Origin of the sequence: Mongoliitalea daihaiensis (genome assembly GCF_021596945.1) — a bacterium.
Lineage (GTDB): Bacteria > Bacteroidota > Bacteroidia > Cytophagales > Cyclobacteriaceae > Mongoliitalea > Mongoliitalea daihaiensis.
On sequence record NZ_CP063779.1, the window covers coordinates 1,664,539 to 1,676,302 of the forward strand.

General features: G+C 41.2%; 9 protein-coding genes. 2 read left to right on the plus strand and 7 right to left on the minus strand.

Annotated elements, in window-relative coordinates:
* Window positions 1-26 precede the first annotated feature (26 nt).
* The 3 genes from IPZ59_RS07045 to IPZ59_RS07055 all read right to left on the minus strand — a co-directional run bounded on the left by IPZ59_RS07045 (window position 27) and on the right by IPZ59_RS07055 (window position 4,224).
* Window positions 27-1,313 (minus strand): sterol desaturase family protein, encoded by a 1,287-nt coding sequence (locus IPZ59_RS07045; protein ID WP_236139165.1) that lies wholly within the window; start codon window positions 1,311-1,313, stop codon window positions 27-29.
* Window positions 1,314-1,548: 235 nt separating this feature from the next.
* On the minus strand, window positions 1,549-2,097 hold the full coding sequence (locus tag IPZ59_RS07050) for a hypothetical protein (protein ID WP_236139166.1): 549 nt from the start codon (window positions 2,095-2,097) through the stop codon (window positions 1,549-1,551).
* Window positions 2,098-2,118: 21 nt separating this feature from the next.
* Entirely contained in the window at window positions 2,119-4,224 is a 2,106-nt protein-coding gene (locus tag IPZ59_RS07055; RefSeq protein WP_236139167.1) for a penicillin acylase family protein, read from the minus strand.
* Between the two features lie 62 nt (window positions 4,225-4,286).
* On the opposite strand from IPZ59_RS07055, the gene IPZ59_RS07060 reads away from it, so the two are divergent.
* Window positions 4,287-5,063: a hypothetical protein gene (locus tag IPZ59_RS07060; RefSeq protein ID WP_236139168.1), complete on the plus strand. Its 777-nt coding sequence runs from the start codon at window positions 4,287-4,289 to the stop codon at window positions 5,061-5,063.
* 82 nt (window positions 5,064-5,145) lie between these two features.
* Here IPZ59_RS07060 and IPZ59_RS07065 read toward each other — a convergent pair whose 3' ends face one another.
* Both IPZ59_RS07065 and IPZ59_RS07070 read right to left on the minus strand, forming a co-directional pair.
* A complete protein-coding gene (locus tag IPZ59_RS07065; RefSeq protein ID WP_236139169.1) occupies window positions 5,146-6,393 on the minus strand; it encodes an NAD(P)/FAD-dependent oxidoreductase in 1,248 nt (415 codons plus the stop codon).
* A 407-nt stretch (window positions 6,394-6,800) separates the two neighbouring features.
* On the minus strand, window positions 6,801-7,841 hold the full coding sequence (locus IPZ59_RS07070; RefSeq protein ID WP_236139170.1) for an RluA family pseudouridine synthase: 1,041 nt from the start codon (window positions 7,839-7,841) through the stop codon (window positions 6,801-6,803).
* Window positions 7,842-7,898: 57 nt separating this feature from the next.
* Between IPZ59_RS07070 and IPZ59_RS07075 the strand changes: the two genes are divergently transcribed.
* The gene (locus tag IPZ59_RS07075) at window positions 7,899-8,810 is read left to right on the plus strand and encodes a 1-aminocyclopropane-1-carboxylate deaminase/D-cysteine desulfhydrase (protein ID WP_236139171.1); all 912 of its coding nucleotides are present in this window, start codon (window positions 7,899-7,901) and stop codon (window positions 8,808-8,810) included.
* Window positions 8,811-9,001: 191 nt separating this feature from the next.
* Here IPZ59_RS07075 and IPZ59_RS07080 read toward each other — a convergent pair whose 3' ends face one another.
* Window positions 9,002-9,640 (minus strand): AlbA family DNA-binding domain-containing protein, encoded by a 639-nt coding sequence (locus IPZ59_RS07080; protein WP_236139172.1) that lies wholly within the window; start codon window positions 9,638-9,640, stop codon window positions 9,002-9,004.
* Between the two features lie 32 nt (window positions 9,641-9,672).
* Window positions 9,673-11,709, minus strand: a complete 2,037-nt coding sequence (gene uvrB, locus IPZ59_RS07085) for an excinuclease ABC subunit UvrB (RefSeq protein WP_317208044.1) — start codon at window positions 11,707-11,709, stop codon at window positions 9,673-9,675.
* Window positions 11,710-11,764 lie beyond the last annotated feature (55 nt).

Here is an 11,764-nt window from a genome sequence, read left to right on the forward strand (position 1 = left end):
AGCTCTTGGTAACTGATCGTTTGATTTCAATTACTAGAAACCAGTTCAGCAGTTTTTACCTCTTCGCTAGCTTTTCCTTCCTTCGAGAGTATCCAAAAGGTAGTTGCCATGGAGCTTGTGAGATAAATCCCTACCAGAAAAGCTGCTCCTGGAAGAATTTCCTCCAAGCCAAACCAACCACCGTTCCAATAAATCAGGGCTATCCCCATGGCAAAGCGCAATAGTTCTGCTGGGATCGCAATCCTAGATTTGTCCATCAAACTGGTATAGGCAAAAATCGACACCATCATGAAGGTAGCATAAAGCATGACTTCCACATACTGGAAGCTTACAAAGGCGATCAATACATGGAATACCATGGCAAAACTAATCACCAATTGAACCCATGACCAGATTTGTAGGGTTTTTGAGGGTTTACTATCGTATTTTACCTGCTCAAATGCATTTTTCCAATACGCCCAAGGATATTTTTCTGCTACATCTGCAGGTCTCCAACCGGTTGGCATAAACCAAATCCGCAATTTATCCCAGTAGCTTTTTGTCCTCCAAGCATCTTGGACCAAGGCCCACAGATGCACATAATTGATGATCAGTGGATTCCAAGTATTTACTGGTTTTTTTACCCCATAGACAGGAGGTTCTTCTTCCAATTCTTCTTGAAATGTCCCAAAGAGTTTATCCCAAATGATGAAAATCTGAGCTAAGTTTTTATCTAAATATCTATCATTGATCGCATGATGTACCCGATGGTGACTGGGAGTTACTAAGATATATTCCAGAAACCCCATTTTATTGATCAGACGGGTATGATACCAAAATTGTGCAAATAAATGGATGGGAGCTATGATAGCGACTACTTCCGCAGGTACACCGATAAAGGCCATAGGGATATACAGGAAGAAATAAATTCCAAAAATTGCCGATATTGACTGACGCAAGGCACAACTGAGGTTAAACTCTTCACTGCTATGATGGACAATATGCCGATTCCAAAAGGCGTTGACTGTATGGTCAAATCGATGTGTCCAATAACCCGCAAAGTCAATTCCTATAAACGCAATAAGATAGACCCACCAGGTGCTCTCAATCTGGAATATGGCTACTTTATCGACCATCCAACCGTATGAAACGATCACTACTGACAAGCCCATTAAATTTTTGAGGGTATTAGTCATTCCAGAACTCAGACTGGAAATAGTGTCCATTCCTGTATTGACTTGCTTTTTCATCTTGCGGGCTGCAAATTCCTCGATGATAATTAGGATCAGGAAAAAAGGTACAGCAAATGACAATGCTTTGGCGTAAAGTTCCATTGGGTTTATTTTTTCAAGCTATCTGCTTGTAAGTTACTACTGTTTGTGATTGACTGCAAATAAAAAATAAAATAGAGGGGGTAAAAAATAAGTCTTAATTATTCCCCTCTATCATTGTTTTAAAAACTTAATCTAAAAAAGTTGCTTAATCACCCGAGACAAACTTACGGAAGTTCAAGACATAAAAAAATACCCTGATCAGGGTATTTTTTGGGTAAAATTCAACTTTTTTCTTCTAATCTTCCTTTCCAGTACCTTTAAAGTGGTCCTCTTTATCCGCAAATAGTACATTAAAAGTAGTCAATGAACCATAGGAACGGGTGATATATTGTTGCAATTGGATGCGATCTTCGTCATCTAACTTGGGATGATTGTTGATATTTTGTTCTAAAACTCTCAATCGTTCCCTTACCATGACGATCTTATGAAAAAATGTTTTGATGGGGATTTCTTTATTGCTCATTTCAGGATTGAATGGGTTGAGGGTTACTGTACCATTAATCCATTTTTGAGCCATGGTAAGCTTTGATACTTCTTCTTTGGGCTGATTTTTTTTAATTACATTTTCAACTGCTGTTTCGATATCACGAAGCGAAATGGGCTGAAATTCCGCTTCCTTCTTCTCAATCAGTTCAAAGTTCGGGAAGTCCCTTGCGATCGTCTTTACTTCTGCTATATAATTGAAATAGATTTTATAGTAAGAGGCATCTGCTTCTACCACGACCCCTTTTCCAAATTTTGGATGTCTTATTTGACTTCCAATTCCTAGATCCATTGCTGACATAGTATATGTATTTAAAAGGTTTTACTGTTTTTTTGGTTTATAAATTCGTTGGGCAGACTTGAGGACAACATCCTTATCTAGGATCATGGGTTTGAGCTTCTGCCTAGCAAAAAGTCCCATTTGATCTGCATAGTGGGGATTATCTTGTTGATTAGAAGCTCCGTATACATTGATCGTTTCCACTATGGGAAGTCCTTCCCCAAAACGAACCATCATGATGTAAGATTCTCCTTGTTCTCCTTTTCGGGTTTTTTCATTCAAAGGTTCCGATCGCATGGCGGCTATTACATCTGGCAAGCCAAAAAGAGGCATTTCTTGTTCTCCTCTTACTAATTTTTGATACTCTCCCAAGGTTACTGGAAATTGTTCGAATGCGGTTAGAAAAAAAGTTTGAGCAGATTCAATGGCCAAAATAGCTTCTTCCTCTGAAAGGGTGCGCTTGGGGTCAAGTGTAAGTTCTGTAGTTCGGTCTCTCAAAAAGTAATAGATATAGGCAAAATAGGCTGCCCCCACACTGTTGGCATCCGCAGATCGATCCCATGCTTGAAGTGCTTGAATACTTTTGGCAATAGCTGGGTATTTATTTGCATCGAGTTTGAACAAAGGGTTGACATTGAGTTCGTATAAGAGACTATCTGGCAAGGTTTTGTCAAACTTGATGGCTTTGAAGGTTTCGTAAGACATAGCCTCTTGGTTTAGTAATAGGCCAGCAAGTCTAATGGATCGATTATTTTCAGTTAGAAGATAGCCCATTTGCGGCTCATAATTTGTTGGATCGAGCTGAGATGTTGGGTCTGTGGCTTTGAATGGGCTATGATTGGTGTTAAAGAGATAGCCAGAAGTAGGATTGATTTGTTGTGGTAAAGCGCTGAACGGGTAGTAACTATCCCAAAGTTTGCTTTTACTGTCTCCTAAGATGGTTTTACTATAGTCATGTTGAGGGTTGCGAACCGGGAGGAGTGCATTGCTAACATAAAAAATGGTATCGTACTTATCTGCATATACAGTGTTAAAGCCCGGCAGTGCCATTTGATTCATAGCTGTGCTAAATTCATGGAAGTTTTTAGCTTTATTCATGTGATACCATTGTTCGGGAGCTGTAATAATTTCGAGTGATCCAGTTTTGATACTGAATGTTCCTTGATCCGTGACCAACGTTGGGCCAAAAATACTTTTCCAGACTTTTTTGGGAATAGGGACGGTGATGAAATCCCACAGGCGTACTTTTAACCATACTCTTTTTTCTTCTAAGACCAGGTATTCTCCATCTACTTCATAGTGTAGCTTTTTACTTGGATGCATTTTTAGCTGGAACACATCTAATTTATCCGGGTAGTTGACCGTATGTGCCCATCCTAGGTGCTCGTTGATTCCATGAAAGATGGTAAGACCGCCGGGGAAAAGACCGCCCAAGGCATTCCATCCTTCCTCTGAACACAGATGTGCTTCATACCAAGCCACGGGACCTGTTAAGGGTTGGTGTGAATTAATCGCTAAAAATGCCTCGCCTGAATCAGTCAATGCTGGATGGATAGCAATAGCATTGGATCCTGCTGATGGATCTTTTACCTCGGGGATTTCTAGGGTCCCATTCACTATTTTTTTGACCGCTTCATCTGCTCCTGACATTTGGGCAAGGGAGAGAATATATGCAGAAATGATGTCTGTCTCCGAGACGGGGAAAGCAGCAGGAAGTAAAATTCGCTCAGGATAAGCTAATGCAAAGTCATTCATTGCTGCCAAGTAAGCTTTGACCAATGCTTTGAATGGAGGAGAAAAATCAGTTTCATACTTGTTGGCGGCAATCTCTCTGGTTTCTAACAGGTGTACGAAATAATCTACCGCAGCACCGTTTTCACCAAAGACTCTTCCCACCATCGCTTTTCCTGCCAAAAGTGTTTGCTGAATAGTTTCAAAGTCATCTTCTGCATGAGACCAGGCTAGTCCATATACCACATCAGCGTCTGACTTCCCAAAGATATGGGGTACTCCATAGAAGTCTCGAGCAATCTGAATGTTGCTGATATCGTACCCGGAATATTCGTAAGAGAGCTGACCACAAGAATAAAGTGATCCAATAAGCACAAGCAAAATTGAATAAGCGGAAAGTCGGTGCATTCGTAGCATTCGTAAAAGTTTTCGTTTAATTTGAGAAAAATAAGCAAAGAGACGTAAAAGTTGGTTACCGTATGGAAAAAACTTTCAATTTTGAAATGAAACCCAAAACAAGTGCTTTTGATAGGCTCCGGTTGTTGTTTGAAGAGCAAGTGACTGTTTTGACCATAGCAGAGAATCTATGGATTTTTTCTAAAGAAAATTTCAAAGAGCAAATGGAGCAAATGAATTTTCATGCAGCGTTTGTAATCGAGGATGGGAAGTATTTCAAATATGATAGTGGGGACAAGGACTTGTCAGCAGTAGAAGAAAAAGATTGGATGGACCTGAATACTCCTTTACTAACGGCTTTTAGAATGATTCTACTGCAAAGGAGATATTTTATCAAAAATGAGGAAGGGGAGCCTGCGTACATTGTTACGCGTACAGATTTGGACAAAATCGCTATGCGCATTGGCTTATTTGGGTTGATTAGTTTGTTTGAAACACATATGAAAGACCTCATTCGAAAGCATATATCCAATTGGGAAGATGCCATTTCGGAAAAGAGGTTGGGTCAAGCTAGGAGTTTGTATGAGTGGAAAAAAGCCCGAAAAGAGGAAATTGATTTGGTGCAATGCTTACAATTTGGGGATCTGGGGACTGTTTTTAGTAAACAGCAACGATTCAGAGTCTTTTTTCCTGATTACAGTAGAGACCGTTGGGTAGATATGCTCAATGCACTTGGGAAATTACGGGATGCTTTGGCGCATTCTCAGGCTCATTTGGGGTTTTCATGGGAAGAAATAGATGAGATGATTATTTTCATCCGAGGGATTATTGATCGAGAGGAGATAAGTTTCAATAGTTAAAGTAAAGAAAAACAGGAGTTTATTGTCTCTTCTTCATTTATTGTAATAGAAATTACACTAATTTTGATTACGATATCGAGTATTAAAACCTCCCCACCTCAAAAGCTTTTAAATCCATCGAGCTAAGTTCACCTTGATGTAAATCACTCAAAATCTTACCAGTAGCAGGAGCCATACTGATACCCATCATCCCGTGTCCAGTACCAAACCAAGCATTTTCATAGCCAGGTGCCTGCCCGATGTAAGGAACTCCATCAGGAGAACAAGGACGTAGACCCTTCCAGATTTGTTCCTTTTCAGGGAATTTTGCTTGAAAAGAAGGATAAAACCTATTGATGGACTCAAAAATACCTTTGACACGATTGATATTGATACGCTCATCAGTGCCCGCGATTTCCATTGTGCCTCCAAAGCGAACCTGTTGTCCATAAGGACTCACGGCAACTTTCATTTCTGTCAAAATAGAGGCTTGCTTGATCTCAGGAGTATTTTCTTGTATGAAACTGTAGCCCTTTCCACCCATCATCGGTAAGTTGAAACCCAGCATTTGAGCCAAGGAAGCGGACCATGCACCCGCGCAGAACATAAATTTTTCTCCATGGATCGCTCCTTGGGGGGTAATAACAGCACTGATATTTCCAGCCTTTTGCTCAAAGCCCAACACTTCTTGATTGTTGTAGAAGACGACTCCTTTAGATTGCAAGTATTGTTTGAGGAATTGATATAAGACAGCAGGGGATAAATGTGCATCGCCTGGGAAAAGAACAGCTCCTCTTGCTTTTACCTCTAGGTTTGGTTCTACTGTAGAAATGTCTTTTGGGCTTAAAATTTCAGCTTCCAATCCATGTTTTCTGGCCAAATGCGCAAATTCAATTTCCTCTTTTTCTACTTCCGCTGTTTGATAGAGCATCATCAGACCTTTTTCTTCCAATTGTAAGTCAGCAGAACTTGCATGTTCCAATCGAAAATCTTGATACAGGGATTTACTAAGTAAACTGATGTTTTTCAAGAAAGGAATGGAGCGCTCCACATGGCTTGCATTAGCAGATCGATAAAAAAGCCAGGACCATTCCAAAAGTTTGCGGTCTAGTTTTGGATGGATGTAAAAGGGGCTTTTAGAAGAAAACATCCAGGCTATTCCTTTGCTGATCATTCCTGGAGCAGCCAAAGGAATGATATGGCTCGGCACAATCATACCTGCATTACCTGTGGAGGTGGTATCGAGCATATCACCCTTGTCAATGATAATGGACGGGATTCCTGATTTTTCTAAGTAATAAGCTGTGAATAAACCGATTATTCCTCCTCCGATAATGATGGTTGGCTTCATGGATGTGTCTTAAATTGGGTATGAAAAGTACATAATTTTTGGAAAATCTATCGCTAAAATTGATAAGTGATGGTGTGTATTCTATTGGAGGATAAAAAAGGACATAAAAAAAGCCGTGAAATAGAATTTCACAGCTTTAGTCAATTAACAATAAACCCAAAATAACCTGCTATGGAAGAAGGAAACGATCCTTCGATTTACCTGCCATCATTCCACAGTATCTTTCTTTTGATGATACAAAGATAATGCTGAATCCAATATTTTGGAAATATTGAAAAATAATAGCTGAAAATTTACAGTATTTTTATTTTTTGGCAATTTATTTTAACGGATTGCACCTGTAATCGATTGCGAAAACTTGAATTTTGAAAACTTGATAATGGTATTTTGGTTTCCTGTTGGATGCTTTATTCGTTATACTGTACATATTGCTCCCATTTTTCCAAAACTGTCTGAAAATCTGAGGGTAATGGGCTTTCGAAATGTAGTTTTTCCTTGGTAATCGGGTGGATAAATCCAAGAGACATGGCATGAAGTGCTTGTCTTGGGAGGGCATCAAAGCAATTCTGAACGAAGGATTTGTATTTTGAAAATTGTGTTCCCTTCAGGATTTTGTCTCCTCCGTACATGGCATCATTAAATAAGGGATGACCCAAGTAGCGCATGTGTGCACGGATCTGATGGGTTCGCCCAGTTTCTAAATTACACTGCAATAAGGAAACATACCTTAAGCGTTGCAACACTTTCCAGTGGGTAATGGCATTTTTCCCTTGACTTCCATCTGGGAATGCGTCCATTACTTTTCGGTCTTTGGCGCTTCGGCCTACATGCGCATTTATTGTTCCTTCATCCCCATCCGGTTCACCCCATACCAATGCTAAGTAGGTTCGCTCGATGGTGTGGTGAAAAAACTGATGGGCCAAATCTGTCATAGCTATTTCCGACTTGGCAATGACTAATAAGCCCGATGTATCTTTATCGATTCTATGCACCAATCCTGGTCTACCAGAATTGCCCGGCAATGTCGGAAGTTGATTGAAATGATACACCAAAGCATTGACTAAGGTCCCGGTCCAATTGCCCTGTGCAGGGTGTGCCACCATGCCTGCTGGCTTATTGACTACCAGCAAATGCTCATCTTCAAATAAAATATCAAGTGCGATATTCTCTGGAATGACAGTAGTATCTCTCGGAGGTTTCTCAAAAAGCACCTTGATTTCATCCAAAGGTTTGATTTTGTAATTGGCTTTGGTTGGTTTGCCGTTGACTATAATGTTTTCATTGTCAATAGCTGTCTGCACTTTATTTCGTGTGGCATTGGCAACCCGCTCGGTTAAGAACTTATCTATGCGTATGGCCTGTTGGCCCTTATCTACTACAAAGGTATAGTGTTCGAATAGCTCTAACTCTTCTTCTTCTTGGTTTTCTCCGTCAAAAATTTCTTCCATCTTGCAAAAATAGGGGCATTTCCGAAGATTTTGGATATTTGTATCAAATTACCGCATATGTTAATCCCACAAGCAGTCCCTTATACTCCTATTCAACATCCATTTTTACTCCAAAAGGGCGTCCAACTTACGGTCAAACGCTTGGACTTGGTGCATGGAGAGGTCTCCGGGAATAAGTTTTTCAAATTGCAATACAATCTTCAAGAAGCAATTGCTCAAGGTTATCCCCGTATCTTAACGTTTGGAGGTGCTTATTCTAATCATATTCATGCCACTGCAGCAGCTTGTCATTTGATGGGGTTAGAAAGTATTGGCATCATCAGAGGAGAACAATCAAGCCCGCTAAATCCAACACTTCGTTTTGCCCAAGAAAAAGGGATGCAGCTGCATTACTGGGATAGAAGTAAGTATCGGAACAAACGGCAGCCTGAACTCCTGCAAGAACTTCAAGATACATTTGGGAAGGTTTACATTGTTCCAGAAGGTGGTACGAATGCATTGGCCATTCAGGGGACAGCAGAGATTTTGGGTTCTGAGGATACGCAATACTCGCATATTTTCACAGCTATTGGTACGGGTGGGACATTTGCCGGATTGGCAGCAAGCTTGGAAAGCCATCAAACTTTATTCGGGGTATCGGCATTAAAGGGTGATTTCATGGTGAAGGAAATACAGGATTTACTTCAAAAGCATGATGTTTTGGTCAAAGGGACGTATCAGGTCTTAGTCGATTATCATTTTGGTGGCTATGCCAAGTGGACGCATGAATTGCTAGAATTGATCCGAGCATTTAATAGGACCTATCAACATCCTTTGGATCCCATTTATACAGGAAAAATGATGGCAGCTATTTTGGGCGAAGTTGAAAAAGGCCATATTCCAGCTGGTTCTCATGTCCTTGCCATTCATACAGGCGGATTACAAGGTGTCAAGGGTTTTGAAGAGAGCACAGGGGAGTCTTTGGGCTAATGGAGATGTTATTTTTGCCTATACTTTATGTGCATGAATATAGCCTCTATTTCTTCTGAATGCTTTTTTATATCCGCATATAGACTAGGATTTTTTTATGATTCCTATCGCTTGCAAAAACAGGATGTTTGTAGTAGATCATTTCAAGATTTTAAAGAAAAGTCTTATCTCAAATTAGCAGACAAGCAAGCTTACCCCTCATTCAACACAAAAAAATCCTCCCCTTCTTGCGGCTGAATTTTGAGGACGTTAGCCAATACTAGGCGAATCAAGGTTTTGGATGCCATAAAACGGGGGAGTTTGGCTAAATGCTGAAATTCCCGAAGGGTGATTTTCTCCTGGGCTGCCAGCGCTTTCATCAAGAGCGTTTCCTTTTCACCATAAGTAAAGACAGTGTCCTTAGGGGTTTTTCCACGCTTGATGATTTCCCACACCTCTCGACTTGCCTGTATACTTCGGTCTTGGACTCGAACATAGGCTTTTTTTCGTTCCCCATCTTTGAGGTAATGGGGTCTGTTGGTAGAAATCGGAATCGAAAAAACCGCAATGCCTTTTTTGGGATTCAATTTGTGGATTTCTACTTCGTAGGTTAATTCGGGGAAAATATATTCCCGAATGGCTTTTTCCATCACAAAAACTTCTTCTTCAATAAAGCGTTGACCACTGACCGTACCATCGTCATCCACGCCTATCAGCAGATATCCCCCTTCCGTATTTGCCAAGGCAATAATTTCCCGGACAATCTTTTCGGGAAAAGCTGCCTTTTTTTTGAATTCGGTTCGGATTCCCTCACCCTGTTGGGCGAGTTTGTAAAGTTCCTGTAAGGTCATGAAAGGATGGCTTTGTATGGCCTGTAAATCAATTATACGGCTCTTTCGAGTGTGGCTAACCTATTTTTGAGTCCTTGCCACTCATCTCTTAAACGGGCTGCCTCCATAAAGTTCAACTCCTTAGCGGCTTTCTCCATTTGTTTTTGTGTTTGTGCAATGAGTTTTTCCAATTTCTCTTTGCTCAAGTACTGTACAACTGGATCTGCGGCGACTAGAGCATCGATTGCTGCTTGGTCTTCATAAACCTTCGCATTTTTCTTGCTATCCGCAACTTTTGTTTGACCCAAGATTTTGTCTTTGGATTTACGTACGGTGGTAGGCGTGATGCCATGCTCTGCATTGTAGGCGGTCTGAATTCCTCTTCTCCGTTTGGTTTCATCGATAGCCATTTGCATGGAGTCAGTAGTTTTATCAGCATACATGATGACGCGGCCATTTTCATTTCTCGCAGCTCGGCCGATTGTCTGCACCAAGCTCCGCTCATTCCGAAGGAAACCTTCTTTATCTGCATCGAGGATAGCTACTAAGGACACTTCTGGTAAATCTAGTCCTTCTCGTAGGAGATTCACCCCCACAAGCACGTCAAAAACACCCAATCTCAATTCCCTCAAAATTTCCACCCGGTCCAAAGGCTTTACTTCGGAGTGAATGTAACGCGACTTTACTCCGGCCCGCTCCAAGAATTTTTGTAATTCCTCCGCCATCCGTTTAGTCAAGGTAGTCACCAGTACTCGATCACCTTCTTTGACGGTTTGGTCGATTTCTTCCAACAAATCGTCAATTTGATTCCCACTTGGCCGCACTTCAATGATAGGGTCCAACAGTCCTGTAGGTCGGATGATTTGCTCCACCACAATTCCCTCGGTTTTAGCTAACTCGTAATCGGCTGGAGTGGCACTGACATAGATGACCTGATTTGTTAGACTCTCAAATTCATCGAAATTGAGTGGGCGGTTATCCATTGCAGATGGAAGACGAAATCCATAATCCACCAAGTTGACCTTTCTTGCGCGGTCCCCTCCCCACATGCCCCGTACTTGAGGTAAGGTCACGTGACTTTCATCCACTACCAGCAAGTAGTCATCCGGAAAATAATCCAACAAGCAGAAGGGTCGAGTGCCTGCCTCTCTACGGTCAAAATACCGAGAATAGTTTTCTACCCCTGAACAGTAGCCTAATTCCCGAATCATTTCCAAATCAAACTCGGTTCGCTCTTTCAAGCGTTTTGCTTCGATAAATTTCAGGTCTCGCTCAAAAAATGCTATTTGAGCTACCAAATCATCCTGAATTTCTTTAATTGCCTGATCGATGGTGTCTCGGCCCGTCACAAACAGGTTGGCAGGGAAGATAGAGATGATTTTTTCATCGGAAATCTTTTTCCCTGTGGAGGGTTCTATTCGTTGTATCGCCTCTATTTCATCTCCCCAAAAAAAGATGCGGTAAGCAAAATCTGCATAAGCCACAAAGATATCTACCGTATCTCCTTTTACCCGGAAAGTACCATGCGTGAGCTCTTGGTTGGTTCGACTGTATAAAATATCTACAAGCTTGAAGAGTAACTGATTTCGCGGAATCCGATCACCTTCTTGGAGACGAATGACATTTTTCCCAAACTCTTCTGGATTTCCAATACCATAAATGCAGGAGACGGAGGCGACAACTATTACGTCTCTTCGCCCAGAAAGCAAAGCAGATGTAGCGCTGAGCCGTAACTTTTCTATTTCCTCATTGATGGAAAGGTCTTTTTCTATGTAGGTTCCTGATGTAGGTATAAACGCCTCAGGCTGGTAATAATCGTAGTATGAAATAAAATACTCTACGGCATTTTCCGGGAAAAACTGTTTGAATTCCCCATATAGCTGAGCGGCCAAGGTCTTGTTATGACACAAAACCAAGGTTGGGCGCTGTGTTTCCTGAATCAGGTTGGCAACGGTAAAGGTTTTTCCCGATCCGGTCACCCCCAACAAAACTTGGGCAGGATCTCCGTTGGTCACTCCCTCAGTAAGTTGGCGTATAGCTTCGGGTTGATCCCCGGTAGGTTTATATTCGGATTGAAGTTTAAAATCCATAAGTATATGATGGTTCTGGTATAACAGTCAATACCCCCATCAAAGTTTGATGGAA